Raw genomic sequence first — 19912 nt, forward strand, 5'->3', positions numbered from 1 at the left:
ACCACGTCTCCTTCGCTGTATGATTTGAAGCCGCTTATTGTAAGCGCTTCCCCTTAATTGTACTGCTAGGAATTGGTCGCATATAGGCGCGGAAATTCGGAAAGCTTCTCTTTTTTACGGGTGTTTGCATTTTGGAACATTGGGGAAAATAAGGGAGTGTATTCCCGATTGGAGAAGTGCGGCGTATGACATTAGAACGTAGGGTTCTTATTATGATTTGGATTGCAAGTATTATTGCCGTCGTTTTGTTTATTCCAAAGCATAAACGAAGAGAAGCCATTGTAGTCTTGTTAACCTGTCAGGCGATCACATGGCTGAACGGCATACTTCACGTAGAGTTCGGGCTGCTGGCGTTCCCTGTTCGGGAGTTTCCGAGAGCAACGAAACTGCTATTCACATCTGAATATATGATGTACCCCTTGATGTGCGCCTTTTATTTCATTTATGAACCCCATTCTAGAAAGCTCCTGCGACTTCCGTATTTGGTTGCATGGATCTCCGGCCTTACCATGGTTGATGTCATGATTGAAAGATACACAAATCTCATCGAGTACGTGAATTATTTCTGGTATTGGACTTGGATTGATTTCTTCCTGATCTTCTTGTTAACCAACGTTTATTGTAAATGGTATTTTAAGCCCGGAGTATTTAAAATAGATCGGAGTACGGCGCGATGAAGATGGAATGGATAATACTCGTTGCCGTATGGTTAACTACGTCCTCCCTCTTTTTCTTTATTCCGCGTAAGAAATTACGGTTGGCACAATTCGTAATATTGTTTACGCAGGTGATTACATGGCTTATCGGCCTTGTTGTGGTTCAGCTAGGATGGATCGATTATCCGGTACGCTGTTTTGCATCGGCAAACATGACTAGCTTCACTTTTGAGTATTTGGCTTACCCCGTCGTATGCGGATTGTTTAATGCGCGTTTTCCAGAGAATAGAAGTATTGGTTTCAAACTGTTTTACTACGGCTCGTACTGCACAATACTTACGATTGTAGAAGTTGTTATCGAAAAAAATACGAAATTGATCGATTACATTCACTGGGCATGGTACTGGACGTGGATAACTTTGTTTATCACGTTTGTTATGTCGCGCATCTTCAGCAAATGGTTTTTTAGCGTAAGCGTACCCCAAGTTAGAATTGGAGAAAATCACGAATAAAAACGCTGGATCATCTGGTTAAAGATGGTCCAGCGTTTTATTAAATCAAGCTTCGCCAGTGAATCCACATCGGATGACTCTCTAAAAACAATACCCTCTAACGGATGCCTCCTCCTCTTCTTCATTTGATTTCCGATCATTCTAGGCCTAATTATCCTATTCATGGCATTTTGCAAGGAGAATAGACCAGTGCCTAAGTATACAAATAAATCGAGACTCACAAAATTATGCCTTTCGACATGGAAATAGGGAGTTTCTTACAGCATTTATAGGTATTTTGGTATATAATAGAAACTAGAAATTGCGGTATTATGTCGAATTACGTCGATCACTCTAGAACACAAGGGGGTCATCCGATGCCTTTGCAGCGCGAAATAAAAACGAACCAATGGAAGAAGATTAGTCTAGCCACGCTCTTAACCGGACTGGTTACCCTCTCTGTTCTGCTGACTTTAACGATTCTTCTCGTTGCATCCTATCAATCGAAAAAAAAATCATTAATCGACACTACGCTCGCTTTGAATTATACAAGCGCAAGCAAAATGAGTCAGACCATAGACTCTTTGTTTAAATCCATGCGGAGCAGCCTGCAATATTCCGCAAGCGTCTTCTCGAATCTGAACTCAATGAATGCGGATGACGTATTTTCTAAGCTGGAATTAATGCGTCATAGCAGCAACTATTTTAATTCCATTGCCGTGGTCGATGAAACGGGGCTAATTCGAAACGTATCTCCGAAATTTATCGGTTCAGCCGGAAAATATATTACAACGGAAGCATCGAAGACCGCATTAGCATTGAAGAAGCCCTACCTTTCCAAACCTTTCATAACCTTAACTACCAAACGCCTCATCGTATTTATGAGCGAGCCGATATACGATAAGGAAGGGATATACCGAGGATATATTGGAGGCTCAATTTATCTTCAGGAAAACAACATCTTAAATATGATCTTCGGGAGCAACCCGACGGATAATATAGGGTCCTACTTCTACATAGTAGGATCTGACGGTCATGCGCTGTTCCATAAATATAAAAATCGAATAGGGGAAGATATCAGCGCCAATCAAGTCGTAAGGAAGCTGATTCAAGGTCAAAACGGTTATGAACAAATGGTCAATTTGAGGGGAGAAGCTTTATTGGCGGGATACGTTAATGTTCCGGAAAATGGCTGGGGCGTAGTTGTGGTGTCGCCGATCAGCGTCGTCTACGAACAATTGAATCGTCATATAAAAACGATTCTATTATATACGCTGCTTCCGTTTGCGTTATTAATGCTAGTAGTCATAGCGCTTGCGCACAGATTGGCGAGACCTTTCGTTTCTCTGGCCGACCTTGTGAGTAAAATCGGTAGAGAAAAAGTCGACCTCCCTGCAGCAAAACAACATTGGAATCGAGAAGCCGATTTGTTATCAAAGGCAATAAGATATGCATTAACGGATATACAAAAACAAACTGACCAACTGACGCATGATGCAATGACAGATCCATTAACCGGGCTAACAAACCGAAGAACGCTCGAAGCAACTTTAGCTAAATGGATTGTTGATCAACCTTCCTTTTCTATTATTATGATGGATCTCGATCGATTTAAAGCCATTAATGACACATACGGTCATCAGGTTGGGGATGAAGTGTTGAAGCATTTCGCGGACATTATGACTTCTTGCGTCCGACCTGGCGATGTGTGTTGTCGTTTTGGAGGCGAAGAATTCATTGCGCTTATAGCAAATGCCGATGCCGAGGAGGCTTATCTTGTGGCCGAACGAATTCACAATATGCTAGAGCAAAAAGTCAATCCTGTCGGGCAGCCGATTACAGTCTCGCAGGGCATCGCGCAATATTCTTCGATCCTCGATTCGGTTGAAGAACTCATTCATTTGGCCGACCAAGCCTTGTATAAAGCCAAGGAATCGGGAAGAAACCGGACAATTATTGCGGATATGAGGTTGTCAGCTTATTGATAAGTATCCGGCATGCTTTTCCGGGCGACGCCTGTCCGATATGCCGCCTGTTCCATCGGAAATGACGGCAATCGTATTGCGCTTAATCGTTAAGGTGTATGCCTTGTCCGGCTTTTCGGCAATCGCTATACAGACCCGGGCTACGCGAACCGCTAGCTATTGACATCGTTTTGCTTCTATCCCTTTCAAGCCGCCGACACAATATTGACGAATGTATCGGCAAAGCCGTGGCTTTGTACGCTTTCCGCCGTTTGGACGTATTTCGTGATATCCGTTTTGACGAGTTGTTCATGGTGAAGACCCGTACCTGGCTGAAAGATATTCGCCATCAGCTTTTCATGTCCTATTACCTCTTCAGCTTTTAAGCGCTTTCTTTTTGTTTTATCGCGCTGTAAAACAGATCATAAATTCACTCCTAGTAAAATCTATAAAATCCTACATTTTTTTCGATTCAATGGTCAATAATAAAAATGGGATAGGGCAAAAAATGAATCAAGGAAGGGTCTGTACATTGAAGAAAAAGATATTAATCTTGATGGGTATGGCCGCCGTGATATCGTTAACCGGAGAATTCAAGTTTTACCCGTTCTACAATAATTTCCGAGTCAGCTTGGCTACCGCGGCATTTTTCTTCTGTTTGCTGTGGAATCGTTACGTTCATACGTTAGTTTTCGGAACGATTATAGCCATATGCGTGCCTCTATTTCGCATTGTCGCCGACGTAATCATTTATGGCCAGCTTCATTTTGCCCCAGCATTGCATGCGCATCAATCTGCTTTTTTCTACTACTTGACGTATTCCTTGCTGTTTCATTTGTTTCGAATTGATCGGTTCGGGCATCGCCCGCTCATTATGGGGTTACTTGCGGTCGTGGCCGAAATTGCGGCCAATGTCGTGGAACTGCGATTCCGCTCCCCGGTTACGCTTGAACATATGACGATACCCCAAATCAATGAAATCGTGCTGATCGCGATATTTCGCAGCTTCAGCGTCATCGGCTTGTTCACCCTCGTAAAGCATCGTGAGCAACAATCGGCGGAGAGGCAAAAACAACAGCAGTATGAACAAATGATCGTGCTTATTTCCCACTTGTACGAGGAGTCGATTCAATTAAAAAAAACGCAACAAGATGCGGAGCGCATTACAAGAGACAGCTATGCGTTATACCGACGATTAAAGGATGAAGCCTCTTTGACCGATGGTGAGCGGTTGGCCAGAAGCGCGCTGCAAATTGCCGGCCAAATCCATGAAATCAAGAAGGACAACCAACGCATCTATGCCGGTATTTCCAACATTATTTCCAGCGAGAGCGTAACCGAAGTGATGCCGGTTCAAGAGCTAGGCGATATCGTTGTAAAAACAAACCGCAAATATGCTCAAATGTTGGGTAAAACGATTGATTTCAGGTTACAGATCGAAGGAACGCATCCTTTATATCCGGTAAATACCTTACTATCGCTTCTTAATAATCTGGCGGCCAATGCGGTTGAATCAATCGAAGCTGAAGGTACTATAACGATTTCGGCCCATCGTGCGGGAGATTTACTGCTGTTCGAGGTTCACGATAACGGACCGGGGATTGCTCCCAAAATTCGCGAAGCGCTATTCGAGCCCGGATTTACGACGAAATACGATGTGTCGGGCAACCCCTCGACAGGTATCGGGCTAAATTATGTGAGAGAACTAGCGGAAAGTTTGCAAGGAGAGGTAGGCTTTCGCAGCAGCCATAACGGAGAAACCGAGACAACTTTCGTACTGCGGCTCCCAATTGATAACCTAATCAGTAAAAGTAAAGGATGACGGGATATGCGTTTTTTTATAACGGACGACGATCCGGCTGTTCGTTCCATGTTGGCGCAAATCATCGAAGAGGAGGATTTGGGCGATATTGCAGGTGAAGCGGTGGACGGAGTTTATGTGGACGGACGTCTGCTGGCAGCTAAAGAAGTCGATATTCTATTGATCGATTTGTTAATGCCCCTTCGAGACGGCATCGAAACGGTGCGTCTCATCGCGGAAACATTCAGCGGTAAAATCATCATGATCTCGCAAGTGGAATCTAAGGACATGGTTGGCAGCGCCTACTCGCTCGGTATCGAATATTATATAACGAAGCCGATCAATCGGTTGGAAGTAATCGGGGTCATTCAGAAAGTCAGCGAACGGATGAAGCTGCAAAACTCGATTCAAGAGATCCAAAGGTCGTTAGCCGGGTTAGGCATCGGTCAAGGGACAGTACCAAGCGGTCATCCTCCTGCCGCCAAAAACATCCTTACGCCAGGTAATTTTCTTTTATCCGAGCTGGGCATGATCGGCGAAGCGGGCTGCAAAGACTTGTTAGACATGCTGGAGGAACTGTACGCTCTGGAAAAAGAAAATGCCTTGGAGCTAGGCTTCCCTTCCCTCCAGCATCTGTTTGATCGTATAGCCATAAGGAAATTAAGGGAATCTACCGCTCAGGAAATATTGAAAAAAGAAACGAAAGCGGCGGAACAACGGGTACGTCGGGTTATCATTCAAGCTTTGAATCATTTGGCTTCACTCGGTTTGACAGATTATTCGAATGCCAAATTTGAAAATTACGCCTCCAAGTTTTTCGATTTCACGGAAGTCCGCAAAAAAATGATCGAAATCGAAAACGGCATCGACCCCAAACAATCCAGCGTTCGGCTAAACATTAAAAAGTTCATTCAAGTGCTGTATTTGGAAGCAAGACAGTTGATGAGTAAACAGCTGTAGTGCAAAAACAACTCGAACCTATAGCGTTCGAGTTGTTTCGGAAGTAACAGACACTTCATTTAATTATTAACAATAGGCTTTCGTTCAATCTCATAATTGCCTGGCTTCAAGCCCCTCAAATAAATATAGCGATCATCCTCGTCAATGCCAATCCCTTTATCCGAAGTTTCAGATGCTTTCCCGACGGAATGGTAAATCGCCTGCCCATTAAGATAAATGGTGTAGGCTTCCATCTCTGGTTTGGGAATGCCCAATACGGCAGTCGTCCCCTCAGGGGATTCCAACGAAGCCCTAAACTCCGAATCCGACCGGTTCCATGAATAGCGGATTTCTCCGAGCGGCGTCGGCACGCTTCCTTCCGCCCACTGCAAATCGCACGTATGGGGCACTGCCTCGAAGGCTTTGAATCCTGGCTCCTTCGGCTGGACGCCCAACACATATCCAGACAATAAATGCGCCATTGCCGCGTCCGGGTGGGACGAATCTCCCCAGGTTTTTCCGGGCGGAAGCCCTTGCGGCGGATAAATCATGCATTCCCAGGATGCGTGAGGTCCACGCCAATCGTGCAGAGCGCCAATCCAATCCACTCCGCCGCCGGGCTTGCGGATTCGTCCGATCGCGTCCTCATCGTGATGATAATGAAACTTGCCGCGAATTGCCAAGCTTTGATATTTACCCATATCCGTTTCCTTAAGCTTTGAAACAATGGAATCCACCTGCTGTCGGTCCGGGAATCCAATCGCGATAGCGAGCGCATTCGCATAGAAATTGAAGTCCTTGCTTCCCTTAAGTTCAACAAAGCAGCGCTGCTCCCGATCCCACAGATGTTCATTGATGCCCTTCCGAATTACGGACGCTTTACTTAAATAATCGGCTGCATCCGAATCCATTCCCAAATGACGTGCAAGGAAAGCCCCTTCCATAAACGAGTCGTACACGAGAATATTGACATAAGCCCCTTTACCGGTACGCTCCAGAATATGTCCCCAAATTCCCTTCGACGTCTCGTATCGCTGGAAGAACAGACCGTCACCTTCCACGTAGTTCCATAAGTAGTCCAATCCTTTGCGGACAACCGGATAAAGATCGCGGGCCAGATCCAAATCCCCGGTAAACAGGACGTAATCGGCCAGTACGGGCGCAAACCATGCGGAAAACTCGTCGGATTGATAATATCCGTATTCCCCGATCCCGGGCTTCTCCCGATTTTCGGGGTAACAGACCGCCCATATATAACCTTCAGGCGTTTGATGGAAGGCAAACATATTAATCGTATCTTTCATATAGCTGTAATTATCGAACGCATAGTAGACGTTCCGTCCCGCCCAATCCAGATCGCCCAGCCATGGCAGCCGGTCGCGCTTGGCGCCGTCTGCGATAAACGAAGCCGTCTGCGCATAAGACCAACCACTCAAATCGCCGCTGAAATCGTCCGCGAATAATGTTTCTCCGCCGCGAGCTTCTACACGGACATCGCGGATCAACGCCCATTTATCGAGTGGCTGGCAGAACCCGACCTTCCCTTCCGAATAGGTTGAATCCACTGTCGTATCCATGAGCTGCCCATCCAAATAGGTGTCTATTCGAGGTCCATCCAACCTGATCTCCAGACGGTACGTCACTCCATCCGTAATGGTTACCGACAGTTCAACGACCGGCTTAAGTCGTACATATACGCCGTCGATCCTTTTGTATAGATGCAGCCGGCTATCCAGATCGATCTGTCCCACATAACCGTTATTCTCATCTTTGGCCCGGATGACCCACCCGACGGCGGAGACGGGACCCGGATTTCTGCGGATGACAAACTCGCAGCTAAACCGGTAATCCTTCCACTCCTCTCCCTTCACACTCAATCCGACATCGTTGCTTTTAGCCAATCTGCGTGGAATCAGCCATCCCTCGACAATCGTCCAGGCATCGACATTAGGGAACGAGGCGATCTGAGCCGTATAAGTGCTTGCATACCAAAGTCGGTTCAAGTCCTCGTCGCTGGATAGAAAATGGCCTTTATAAGGTGACATATCCGATACATTTTCGAGGCGGAAATACTCGATCTCCGCGCTGCTGCCTTCCGTATCGAGCTGAATGAGCACCCAGCGCTGCTGCCCTTGAATCATCGGTGCTATATACATGCCCGGGCCATGGATAGTGTATAGCTCGTAACGATAAGGATTCGCTGGCGGAACGGGCAGCTCCACGCCCAAATAAGTGCATGATCCCCTGCTGAAATCCCCATACTCACCGTGTACAGGATCGACGATCCACTCATACCAGTCCGCATAAGCGATTCTCAGAACGGGATTGCCTGTCTGTCCGGCAACTTTGAATACGGGATATCCTCCCGGGGCGGAAGGACCTAGATCGAGCAGGATAGCCGGCTTCACCCCTCCTTCGGGATAAACCAGCTTCGCCGTTTGTCCATCGGCACTCCGGATATGTTCCGCGTCCCGCACCTCGCCGCTTGTCGAGTGAACGGCATTGGCAAAGATCTGTTTTGAAGAGGGGGTTAAAATATACTCTTTCATTGAACATCGCTCTCGCTTTCGCATTTGTTGTTTCATTTCTAGCCTTATTATAAATTCCGTGCTTGCAAATCATAGACGGTTTCTAAACTAAAAGATTAACTATTTAAACCACATCTAATAACACAAATACCTGAATATTAAAGGTTGTTTCTTAGGAGAAAACAGAATAACATACAGATATGAAACTACGAAGAAGGTGAGCAATATGTCCGTTCTTTACTTCATGGCCCCGCCTCTTCCCTATTACATTTCCTCGGGTGAAACCTTTTTCAAACCCGGGGATAACCATCCCGACCGCAGCAACATCGGCCTGTTCGACCTGCTCGTCGTCAGCAAGGGGACGCTATATATAGGGGAAGAAAGCCAGTCTTGGTCAATCGGTGAAGGACAGGCGCTCATCCTGAGGCCGGACAAATCCCATTATTCGACCAAACCAGTGGAAGCCGATACGCGTTTTTTCTGGCTTCATTTCAACACATCTGCTCATTGGAGCGACCATCTTAACGCCGTTGCAACCGACTATACGAATCAAGAGAAAGAAGACCGTTACCGGATCGAGCAGGGGCTCGTCACACGCCCTTTCAGCTTCAGCCTTCCGCAATATTTGACCTTGAAAAATCCGGAAACCGTCTACAGCCTGCTGAACGAGTTGAATCAATTGGAGCAGCAGCCCCGCTCTTGGGCACGGTGGCAGCATCAGATTCATACGCAAAATTTGTTGAAAATATTGGCCGAGGAACAGGATTTATTTCTGAAATCGACTGCTCTTCAGCTCGCTGAGCGAGTCGCCATTTATTTGCGCACCCATTACCGTCAGGAAGTAACAAATGAAGTTTTACAGCAGGAATTCAACTTCCATCCGGTTTATATCGCCAGGTGCGTGAAACAGGCGTTCGGCTGCTCCCCTCTGGAGTACTTGGCCCGATACCGTATTGAGCAATCCAAGCTGTTAATGATGAATACCACTCTTCCGATCCAACAAATAGCAATGGAAGTTGGCTTCCACCATCAAACTTATTTCTCCCATACGTTCCGCAAGCTGGAAAACATGGCGCCAAGCGTGTTCCGCAAACAGTTTATTCAGTAATTTACAACCGTTTATGCTTGACTACAAAAGAAAACCGACAGCAGTGCTGCCGGTTTCCGTAATACCAAGGGAGTTAGTTGGACAACACCCTTATTTCATTTACCCTGGCAAAACCGCTTCCCGCATCCCCTTGGTTACAGTAAACCCGTACCTTGGAGCCCGTCACCGGAGTAAAAGTATGAACCCGGATCGCTTGCGTATTGCCTGTCACGGCAGGGAAGCAATCCACCCAAGCGGTTCCGTTCCAATACTGAATTTGATAACCTCGCAATTCATATCCACTCGTCGTATAGAGATCGACACGGCCGAACGTTTTGTTCTCTCCGAAATCGACCTGAACCCATTGCGGCATCGTCGTGCTTGCGCTTGCCCAGCCGTTGAAATCGGTTGTCGCCGCATCGTCGATGACTTTGGAAGCCGCATAACCGTTTGCGGTATCCGTAGTTGAAGCCGAGGCTGTCCCCCCCACTGCTAGGTGTGACGGCCAGGAGTAAGAACCGTTAATGACCCTCACCTGATCTACGCTGAAAGTTCCTGAGCTTGTCAAGTCGTTGACGGGATCGATGCGCAGCTGTTTAAGGGTGCCTGTCCACCCAGGCACATCGCCCATATTGATGCTGTATTCCGAAAATACGGCGGTGTTCGGATTCAAATCGAATTCCTTGGATTTGGTTTCATTAAACGTCGAATCCGATGTGGTTGTAAAAAACACTTTCGCTTTCTTGCCCGCGGTTCCATTTTTCAGTTTGATCGATATCGTCTTATTAGTTGTAATATTCGTTGCCAGATTATCCGGAGAAAGCATCTGCGGATCGCTGTTGGTCAGCGTCCCGTTAAGCGATCCTCCGGCTGTCGTGAACGAAGCGATATTGGGAGTAGTCCATCCTTCCGTATCCCCGTTCGTATTGAACTCCCATGTTTTGACGTAAGAATTATCAAACCGGAGCCAGTTCAGGTTCACATTCCCGCCAACGATTTCCAGCTTGATCACTTTATGTCCTCCCGTCACATCCACATTGTTCAAGGTGACATCCGACCAGACGTTATTGGCGGGCGGATTAAATGTGCCCAGCAAAATGCCGTCAAGCCAGAGCTTGACGCTACCGGCGCCCGTCAGGCCTTTGGCGCGCAGCGTAATATCGTATTTGCCGCTGAACACGATGGCGGAATACTTCATCCACTCTCCGTTAGCCGTAGATATCACTTCATAGCCGCCGCCCGTATCGGCACTCGCCCCTATGTCCACACCTTCGCCGGTTCGATACTGACCGCCGCTGTTCGAACTGCCGGTGTCATGATACCCGATTCCTCCCCCGCCGAGATCGAAATCCTCAGCTTCAATAAACGAAGGGAAACGTTCGGAATAGCCATAAGGCTGAAGCGGTATCGAAGGCTGTGCGGGCGGCGTTGGATCATTATAAATCTCAATCTCGCTTAACCGCGCAAAGCCGTCCTGCTGCACATTCCCATCATTCATATACACCCTGAATTTGGAGCTAGTGACGGCAGGAAACGAATAAGTCAGATGATCCATCCGGTTGCCCTTTACCTCCGGAATGATGTTCACCCACTGCGTGCCATTATAATATTGCAGAATAAACCCCTTCTGCTCCCAGTCCTTCTTCGAATACAGCTCTACCCGATTGTAGGTTTTGTTCGCACCGAAATCGATTTCCACTGTTGCCGGCAGCCCGCTCGCCGCGTTGGACCAGCCTTTCCACACCGCATTATTATTGTCGCCGTCCACCAGATAAGCGGACGAATAATTAGGGTCGCTATAGGTGGAAGAAGCCGTCGTTGTCGCTCCAAGTGCCAGATTAACGTCCGGGGATGAATATTTATACACTTGAAACTCTTTGAGTCCTGCCCAATTCCCATCATTTGAGCCGGTCACCGTCAGCTTGACGTATCTGTAGGTCCCTCTCACAGCGTCGGTTAAACGATCAATATTAGTGCCCTCAATCGTTTTATCAAGCACAACATCCCAACTCACGTTATCGTTCGAGCCTTCGATTTTATAATAATACCGTGTCATCGCCTGATGAGTTTTGTACCGGTCTTTCTGTCTGAGCTTGTCCACTTTCGTAATCTGTTTAATGAAAGCCAGCTTCTCCGGTTGGCCGAGATCGACTTGCAAATATTGAGGAAAAGAAGGCCCGGTAGCGCCCCAATTCGTCGCCTCATTGCCATCCACCGCGTTCGCGGCTGTCCCGGACGAGGCCGTCGCCGGCTTTCCTTGGGAAATGGGGGTGATGTTGGTCCGGGTATTATTAGATACAGTAAAATAGGACAAAATGGTCGGCAACGTGGTGCAGTTATCATTATTGCCGCAATCATAATCGGGGAGTGTCGAATCATAGGAAACAAACTTGTTATTGCTGATCGTGCCAAGAGGCTTTAATCCTTCTTCGAAATAATAGTGGATCGCTCCGGTTTTGTAAGGATAATCTCTTGACCAGTCGACGAACGTATTGTTGGCGATCGTAATGTTCTTATTGGGCCAATGGATATTGTAAGTAACGAGCACCGCATAAGCGTCAATTCCAACAAAAGTGCTGTTGATCAGCTTAACATTGTTGTTGCCGCCTTCGAAATCAAAGCCGCAGCCGTCAAACCCTACGTCCGGATGTCTCTGGGCGTTGGATGCCCTTATCCCGTCGAACGTCACATTATTCGAATAAGCGACAAGAAAAGCCGTTCCCCCGTAACGGACATATTCAAAGCCGGTGTCGTCCGTCGTAACATTTTTCACCAGACCGTTGTCGATAAATTCCAGGCTGTAACCGAATATTCCGCCTTTTTCCGTGACGCAGTTCTCGATCAACAGACCGTCAATTCGTCCGGCATCCTCCCAACCGTAATAGAAACCCCGGTGAATCGGACCGATCCCGCTGAACGATACATCCACATTATAAAAGGTGCTGTTTTTAAGCGTAAAATTTTTCAGAACGACCGGTTGATTGTGGTGGAGCAGCGAACCCTTATCGACCGATGCCTTGATCGTAACCCCGGTCGAGGATTGACTCCAGTCCCAATAGGCATTCAACTGTTCCGGCGTCAGCTTGGCTGCGGTCATGCTGTTCTTGGAATGATCCATATCATGGAAATAAATATTTTCGATCCAAATGTAATCATTATTGTAGGAATGATCGTACGTGAGCTCGATCCCTTCCCAAGCATGGCTGAGCTCCAGATTGGTAATTTCCCAGCCTTGCAGCCCGTCCATCTTGATGCAGATGCTGTCAACGGTATTGGGGCTGATATGCGGTCTCGCTCCCGTACCGTAGGAGGAAAGAAGGATCGGATTTACGGCCGTCCCGCTTCCATGCAGCGTCAACGTTTCGTTATTCCACGTATCGCCGCTTTTCAGCAAAATCTGATCGTCCGCAGCGAAAGTTATACCGGAAACTTTGGAAAGGGTTTTCCATGGCGTAGAGGTACTAGTCCCGTTATTGCCGTCGTTACCGGAAGTACTCACATAATAAGTGGCCGCGTGCGTCGTTTCCGCATTGACCACGATGCCAAGCACGATAAACAGAAACAACCCGCCAATGAGCATGAACCATTTCTTGTACACTTCGAATCCCTCCATTTAGTAGTGATTTTCGAAGAACGCGGGCGGGCTAACCCTTCACGGAGCCGACAACCAGTCCCTTCAACAAGAAATTTTGGGTAAACAGAAAGAACAAAATCATCGGAAGGGCGGAAACCATGCATAAGGCGTACACGGGTCCCCAATCCACGGTGTTGTTGGTGCCCATAAATTTGTAGATCGTCATCATCAGGGTGCTGACCTCGCTGGAATTCAAGTAAATCAAAGGACCGGAGAAATCGTTCCAATACCAGTAAATCGTTGTCGTAACGATTGTGGCCGAGGCAGGCGCCATCAGCGGAAATATGATTTTGACGAAAGTCTCGAAGCGGCCGCAGCCGTCGATAAAAGCCGATTCTTCCAGCGCCTCCGGGATCGACTTGATAAAGCCGGCGTAAAATAACGAGGCAAAGACGGAGCCGCCCGCAACATAGAGGATGATCAGAAACGGCATCGTGTTGATCAAATGTGTGGCAACCCCTATTTTATATACCGGAATCATGCTCATCTGCGTTGGAATAATGATCCCGCCGGCAAATAAATAATAGATCATGCGGATCGGTTTTCTCCGGGAACGGCCGATCATATATCCGGCCATGGAAGATAAAACAACGATGAAAAGCAGCGTAAAAAAACAAATCGTAATCGTTAGCCCGATTGACGCAAAGAAATTGGAGTTTTGAAACATGCGAATGTAATTATCCCAATTCAGCAAGTTGGGCATATAGAAAATTTCGAATAAATGGTCTTTGTCCTTGAAAGTATTCAGGAAAAACAGAACAAACGGAATCAAAAATAGGAATGCCAGAATATAAGTTATCAGCTGTACGGCGAGCTTTCCTGCAAGTGCGCTTCTCATTACACTTGAACCTCCCTGCTTCGTGTCGCTCTCATTTGCAGAAGGGATACGATCGCTACGAACAGGAACAATACAATTCCCCCTGCTGTCGCATAGCCGTAGTTATAATAAGTGAACGCCTGTCTGTAAATGATCATGGCCAGCGTGTTAGAAGCGTCCCCGGGCCCCCCGTTCGTCATAATAAAAGGCAGATCGAAAACGCGCAGCGTCGACGAAAGCCCTAGGAAAGTCACCAGTGTAATCGATGGCATCAATAGCGGAAACGTTATATATTTGAATTTGGCTACCGGACCGGCTCCATCGATTTGCGCGGCTTCGTACAATTCGGAAGGAATGGAATTCAAGCCGGCCAGAAAGACGATAATGCCGAAGCCTACTCCGCCCCAAATCATGATCACGACCAATGCGGGTATGACGGTGTCGTAATTGCCCAGCCATTCGCTCGCGAGCGATCCGAGGCCGAGCGACCGCAGAACTTGATTAATAGAACCGTTATAATGATAGATCAGCGTCCATACGATAGACATCGTAATAAAGCTAACGACTCCGGGAAGATAAAATATCGTTCTGAGCACCTTTTGCATTTTGCCCGTCCGGTTTAAAGCGAGCGCTAGAAGCAGACTAAGTCCATTGCCAATCACTAATCCGGTCAGCGCAAAGATGAGCGTATTCTTCAAAGCAATCCAGAAGCTTTCTTCATAGAACAGCCTCGTAAAATTGTCGAATCCGATAAACACCGGCTGCGAAAACCCGTCCCATTGCGTCATGGAATAATATAAGGAACCGATGAACGGCCAAATGACGAAAATTAGAAACAGCAATAACGTCGGCGCTACGAACAAAATTTCCACTAAAAAATTCTTTATGCCTTTATGCACAACAGCACCTGCTCTCAAGTTGTATAACAAAGGATGCAGCAACATGTACGTCTGCCGCTGCATCCTTTTCCTTGTTACTCCGGTGGATTAATCAGTGCTTTGTCCTGCTCGAGCGCTCGATCCACTTCGTCCAACCACTTTGGTTCAAACTTCTTGCCGGCCAATATTTTCGTAAAGATTTTGGTGAATATATCCCCGGTGGACGGAGGCAAATACCGTCCGGCAATGACCGATTTGGTCGATCCCACAACTTGCAGGAAATCCTTGTTGCCAATTTCCTTGTAATCGATATCGATCCCTTTCATCGCCGGGAAAGTTCCCGAATCCTTGTCTCTGACGATTTGTGCTTTAGGATCGTACATAGCTGTGACTAGGTCTTTAGCCCGCTGAACATCTTTGGTCTTGGCGTTAACGGCGGTTAACACGCCTGATCCGACGCTTAATACAGGCCCTCCTTTGTCGTGCGGCAGGGCGAAAAATCCCGTTTCCATTCCGCCCTTATCCTTCATCTCGCTGTTTACAAGCCCGGCAATGTAAGAACCGTGTATAATCATCGCCGCTTTGCCGTCTTCGAACAGTTTTCTTTGCAAATCCCAGCCGTTGCTCAACGCATCCGGCCCGAAGTAACCTTTCTCATACAACAACTGAAGCTTCTGAAAGGCAGCTTGAATTTCAGGTCCGTTGACTTTTTTCTTGCCGTTGTACACATCCAATTCAAACGAGTCGCTGCCATATTCGTTCGGAGTGAATACGCTGACCGTCATGCCGGCCACCCATCCGTCCTTAAACCCGCCGGCAAAAGGCGTAATTCCTTGCGTTTTGAAAGTTTCCGCTATTTGCAGAAGCTCATCCCATGATTTGGGAGGCGTCATATTGTTGTCGGCGAACAGCTTTCTGTTGTACCACACCCCGTTCGTTGAGATATCGAACGGTGCGGCGTAGATTGCGCCTTTATAAGTCGACTGGATCTTGGCTGAACCATCGATGCTGGCGACAAATGGCATGTCCGACAAATCCGTGAGGTATCCGGCTTTGGCGAACAACGGAATTTGCGTCCATTGCAATTGAACGACATCCGCTGCAGACGCTGAAGCCATCTGGGCTTTTAATACATCAAAGTACTTATCGCTCGGCGTGTTGAGATATTCGATTTTTGCATTCGGATATTTTTCCTTATAAATCGCTTCGAATGTTTCCCGGTAAGCCTTAACGATCCCCAAAGGCTCATCGGCCAAGTTCCAACTTGAAACCGTAATCGTGAACGCTTCGTCGTTCTTGGATTCGGCAGTGCCGCTCTCCGCCGGGGTGCCGCTGCTAGAAGCTTCATTCGTCTTCTCCGGCGAAGACGAAGTATTGGAGTTGGAGCCGCAACCGGCAATCAAACTCACGATCAACAAACAGGCAAACAGTTGTACCCCCATCTTTTTCAACAAAATTGCTGCCTCCCTTTTCTTGAAGCCGATATTTGTAAGCGCTTGTAATGATCATTACAATTCAAATTATAGACACCCTGCCGGGTTGGAAACAGGTTAAAATAATTGATATTGGGAGTAATTTATTGACGAGAATATCCAGCGGTCACGAAAATAAACGAATGCCGTGTTATGATAATTAAACCAAAATATCTTTAATCGGGGAGATTGTTTTGTTCAAAATAACAGATTTGTTCAAGAATACAATGGCATTCCGGTTGTTCATCATCTATGTTCTGGTTATCTCTTTTCCCCTTTTTATTTACGGTCTCATCTCTTACAAGCTCTCGGCAGCGAACGTCGAAGCGGACTACATCAAGTATAAGGAAAATGTAACAGCGCAAATGATCCGCAACATCGATGAGAATATGCTGGCCCTGCAGAAGCAATCCTCCGCCTTATTCCTGATCAGCAAGGAAATCAACTATTTTCTAGGTCCATCCGCGCTGGCTTACAGCGATCAATATTTCGAAGTCAAAGAACGAATGGACAAATATTTTCTCGCGTTATTGCAAATGAACAGCAAGCTGAACGGCATTACGCTAATTGATTCGAAAGGCGATGTTAAATACGCCATCAATGTTCAAGGGAAAAATTCGGTGCTCGGTACGGTAGCGGATGAAAACTGGTTTAAAGAGACGTTAAAGCTGAATGGGGCGCCTTATTTTCTGGATCCGCATACGAACGACTTTATCTTTAACGAGAACAAGATCAACGTCATCTCCGTCTCGCAATCGATAATAGACTACTCTATCAATCAGTCGGTCGGCGTTCTGCTCGTGGATCAGAATGTGGATCATTTCTTTAACGATGTCGCCAAAATCAACCTTCAGGAAGACGAACAAATCGCCATTATTAGTAAAACCGGTAACTTGATTTATTCGAATATCAAGCTGGATGAAGCCACCAAAGAGGCGTTGCTGGATGCTAACAAGTCGAAAGCAGGAGCAAACTCCATGATCCGGATCAGCGACAAGCAACTGCTTCTGATTTCCAGTAAACCTTCCCAATACGGATTTCAAGTGATTTCGTTGCTGCCCCTGAGCGAGTTGCAGAAGAAAAGCTTGTTTCTCAAAGATATTTCCATTGTCATGCTTATTATCATTGCGATTATCATTTTCATCATCTCGATAGTTGTCGCGTATATGATCGTGAAGCCGCTGCGCAAATTGATGTCATCCTTCCGCAAGCTGGAGAAAGGACACTTCGATACGCGCGTTACAGTCAGAGGAAAGCATGAACTTGCGCAGATCAATGCCGCTTTTAATAAAATGGCGGAAAACGTCGGCAGCTTGATACATGAGAAATACGAAGCGAATCTTCTTCGCAAGCAATCGGAATTCGACGCGCTCCAAAGTCAGATCAACCCTCATTTCCTGTATAACACGCTGTATTCGACCAAAGCGATCATCGACAACCATGATTATGACACCGCATCCAACATGGTTCAGAATCTGGCCGAGATTTTCAGATACAGCTTGAATCAGGGCCGGCATCTGGTTGCGCTCAGCGATGAAATCGCCCACATCCGCAAATATTTGTACCTGCTTGAAACGCGGTTCAAAGGCAAATACAAAATCGTATACGATATTGATGAATCTCTGCGGAGCTACGAATTGCCGCGTCTGACGTTGCAGCCGCTTGTCGAGAACGCCATCCGTCATGGTCTTGAAGAGAAGATGAGCGGTGAAATCCATATTTCTGCCAAATCAACCGGGGAGCATACGGTCATCTACATCTTCGACAACGGCCGGGGAATGACGGAACAACGGGTTCAGGTTTTAAACGAAGCGATGAGTCATAATCGGGACGCCATATTCAAAGAAGACGGCCATATTGGAATGATTAATGTCAATTCGCGTATCAAGCTGCATTTCGGCCCGGCATTCGGCATCAAAGTAAGCAGCAAACCGGACAAATTCACAACGGTAAAGATCATTTTGCCCGGCATTCATCCTTAGATAACACAAGGAGCGTCCAACATGAAAATTCTAATCGTCGAAGATGAAATCGAGATTCGCCAATCTATCGTATCCATGCTCAGGCACAGCGGTTTCAAAGATATACGGACGGCGGAAGATGGACAGACCGCCTTGGCGCTGACGGAACAGGAACGAATCGATATCATCATTTCCGATATCCGCATGCCGCGCATGAGCGGAATCGAACTGTTGGAGCAAATCCGCAAACAGGACAAAAATATTCTCTTCGTGCTGCTAAGCGGATATGACCTGTTTGAATATGCCCAGCATGCGATTAAGCTGGGTGCCTTCTCGTATTTGCTGAAACCGGTGCAAGCCATCGATTTGCAATCCGTGCTAGCCGATGCTCTGCAAGAAATCACCAAGAAGAGAACGCTGCAGGATCATGAAATCCGCATCCAAATTCAATTGAATCAAGGTACACTGGCGCTTCGGAAGCACTTCATCCTGGAAATCGTCAAAGGAATGGTGACGGACGAGGTCTATGTATCCAAAAGATTAAAACAGTACGATATCCATTTCGGGACTTCTGATGCTGGTGCCTTCTGCGTTCTGATCGCGGAGCTCGATGTTTTCTCCGGAAACGGCGGATGGAAAACGCAGGACAAGGAATTGCTCGTTTACGGTCTGGAAAATATCGCGATGGAAATTCTGACAGAGGCAGGTTTCGCTGTTTACCTGTTCACGGCGGAGGAGGATAAAGCGGGTTTTCTTTTGCACTTCGATCCAACGGACCCGTCTGCCTGCCACAAGGAGCTAGTCGGCATTTGCGAGACAATTCAGCATGCCGTACGAGCTTATACCAAGGGGACAGTCACCATCGGTATCGGTTCTCTGGAACACGACCTTTACTCGGTCCCCCACTCATATGCTGCAGCCAAACGGGCATATGCCCAGAGAATGGTCCGGCAGCGGGGAGGTATCTATGCCTGCACTTCCGCTCCCAAGGGAAACAAAAAACCGCTTTCTCCCGATCTCAAAGCTGCGCATGTGCTTCAGGACTGTTTCGATGCGTTTAATCGCGATGCGGCGCTGCAATTCATCGTGGACAGCTATGCCCCTTTTTATGAACCGTTCGCTTTCGAAATGGACGATTTAAGAGGGTTCAACTACCAGCTGCTCTTGATGCTTCAGAACATTTTACGGCAATTGTCGATCGATCCTGAAACAGTTTTCGAGGATGAGTTTTTCCTATATACGCAAGTAAATGAACTCGAAAGCCTCGATGCGACCGTCTCGTGGTTTCAAGCTTTAATCGAACGTTGTTTCGACTCCATCAGCCGGCTGTCGCTTCGCAGCACGAAGAAACTGATGGATCTTGCCAAAGCTTATATGACCAATCATTATCATTCGGACATCAGTCTCGACCAGGTCGCCACCCATCTTCATATCAGTTCCGAATACTTGAGCCGGGAGTTCAAGAAGGAAACGGGGATTAATTTCCTCGACTATCTGATCCAGCTGCGGATTTCCAAAGCCAAGCAATATTTGCTCGAGGGAACCCGGAAAACGAATGAAATTGCCCGGCTTGTCGGCTTTAACGACGAGAAATATTTCTCCAAAGTATTCAAGAGGCATACTGGTTTCACGCCCAGCGAATACAAATTCAGAACGATTCACAACATTCGGACGGAGGAATAAG

13 protein-coding genes and 1 pseudogene are annotated in these 19912 nt (G+C 47.0%); 8 read left to right on the forward strand and 6 right to left on the reverse strand.

Going from position 1 to position 19912, the window contains the following annotated elements; all coding sequences use genetic code 11:
* The first annotated feature begins 185 nt into the window (after nucleotides 1-185).
* The 3 genes from K7P76_RS06635 (at nucleotide 186) to K7P76_RS06645 (ending at nucleotide 3132) form a co-directional block, all read left to right on the forward strand.
* The gene (locus K7P76_RS06635) at nucleotides 186-677 is read left to right on the forward strand and encodes a CBO0543 family protein (RefSeq protein WP_232184385.1); all 492 of its coding nucleotides are present in this window, start codon (nucleotides 186-188) and stop codon (nucleotides 675-677) included.
* Nucleotides 674-1168, forward strand: a complete 495-nt coding sequence (locus K7P76_RS06640) for a CBO0543 family protein (protein ID WP_232184386.1) — start codon at nucleotides 674-676, stop codon at nucleotides 1166-1168. Before K7P76_RS06635 ends, K7P76_RS06640 begins: the two co-directional genes overlap by 4 nt.
* 356 nt (nucleotides 1169-1524) lie before the next feature.
* Nucleotides 1525-3132: a sensor domain-containing diguanylate cyclase gene (locus K7P76_RS06645; RefSeq protein ID WP_232184387.1), complete on the forward strand. Its 1608-nt coding sequence runs from the start codon at nucleotides 1525-1527 to the stop codon at nucleotides 3130-3132.
* 197 nt (nucleotides 3133-3329) lie between these two features.
* Here K7P76_RS06645 and K7P76_RS06650 read toward each other — a convergent pair.
* Nucleotides 3330-3464 (reverse strand): annotated as a pseudogene (locus K7P76_RS06650) (glutamate:protein symporter); the annotation flags it as partial.
* A gap of 179 nt (nucleotides 3465-3643) precedes the next feature.
* Between K7P76_RS06650 and K7P76_RS06655 the strand changes: the two are divergent.
* Both K7P76_RS06655 and K7P76_RS06660 read left to right on the forward strand, forming a co-directional pair.
* Entirely contained in the window at nucleotides 3644-4933 is a 1290-nt protein-coding gene (locus K7P76_RS06655) for a sensor histidine kinase (protein WP_232184388.1), read from the forward strand.
* 6 nt (nucleotides 4934-4939) lie between these two features.
* Entirely contained in the window at nucleotides 4940-5872 is a 933-nt protein-coding gene (locus K7P76_RS06660; protein ID WP_232184389.1) for a response regulator, read from the forward strand.
* Between the two features lie 59 nt (nucleotides 5873-5931).
* On the opposite strand, the gene K7P76_RS06665 is transcribed toward K7P76_RS06660, so the two are convergent.
* Nucleotides 5932-8400 (reverse strand): alpha-L-rhamnosidase-related protein, encoded by a 2469-nt coding sequence (locus K7P76_RS06665; RefSeq protein WP_232184390.1) that lies wholly within the window; start codon nucleotides 8398-8400, stop codon nucleotides 5932-5934.
* 205 nt (nucleotides 8401-8605) lie between these two features.
* Between K7P76_RS06665 and K7P76_RS06670 the strand changes: the two genes are divergently transcribed.
* Nucleotides 8606-9487, forward strand: a complete 882-nt coding sequence (locus K7P76_RS06670) for a helix-turn-helix transcriptional regulator (protein WP_232184391.1) — start codon at nucleotides 8606-8608, stop codon at nucleotides 9485-9487.
* A 73-nt stretch (nucleotides 9488-9560) separates the two neighbouring features.
* Here the strand turns inward: K7P76_RS06670 and K7P76_RS06675 are convergent, their stop codons facing one another.
* From K7P76_RS06675 to K7P76_RS06690, 4 genes are all read right to left on the reverse strand, one after another.
* Nucleotides 9561-13064 (reverse strand): discoidin domain-containing protein, encoded by a 3504-nt coding sequence (locus K7P76_RS06675; RefSeq protein ID WP_232184392.1) that lies wholly within the window; start codon nucleotides 13062-13064, stop codon nucleotides 9561-9563.
* Nucleotides 13065-13110: 46 nt separating this feature from the next.
* A complete protein-coding gene (locus tag K7P76_RS06680; protein WP_232184393.1) occupies nucleotides 13111-13938 on the reverse strand; it encodes a carbohydrate ABC transporter permease in 828 nt (275 codons plus the stop codon).
* Nucleotides 13938-14816, reverse strand: a complete 879-nt coding sequence (locus K7P76_RS06685) for a carbohydrate ABC transporter permease (RefSeq protein ID WP_232184394.1) — start codon at nucleotides 14814-14816, stop codon at nucleotides 13938-13940. The genes K7P76_RS06680 and K7P76_RS06685 overlap by 1 nt, the downstream gene beginning before the upstream one ends.
* Nucleotides 14817-14890: 74 nt before the next feature.
* Nucleotides 14891-16249 carry an ABC transporter substrate-binding protein gene (locus K7P76_RS06690; protein WP_232184395.1) on the reverse strand — a complete coding sequence of 453 codons (1359 nt, stop codon included), beginning with the start codon at nucleotides 16247-16249 and terminating at the stop codon, nucleotides 14891-14893.
* A gap of 212 nt (nucleotides 16250-16461) precedes the next feature.
* On the opposite strand from K7P76_RS06690, the gene K7P76_RS06695 reads away from it, so the two are divergent.
* Both K7P76_RS06695 and K7P76_RS06700 read left to right on the forward strand, forming a co-directional pair.
* Nucleotides 16462-18249: a cache domain-containing sensor histidine kinase gene (locus K7P76_RS06695; protein ID WP_232184396.1), complete on the forward strand. Its 1788-nt coding sequence runs from the start codon at nucleotides 16462-16464 to the stop codon at nucleotides 18247-18249.
* 21 nt (nucleotides 18250-18270) lie between these two features.
* On the forward strand, nucleotides 18271-19911 hold the full coding sequence (locus tag K7P76_RS06700; protein WP_232184397.1) for a response regulator: 1641 nt from the start codon (nucleotides 18271-18273) through the stop codon (nucleotides 19909-19911).
* The last annotated feature ends 1 nt before the right edge of the window (nucleotide 19912 follow it).

This window comes from Cohnella silvisoli, assembly GCF_021190915.1.
Lineage (GTDB): Bacteria > Bacillota > Bacilli > Paenibacillales > Paenibacillaceae > Cohnella > Cohnella silvisoli.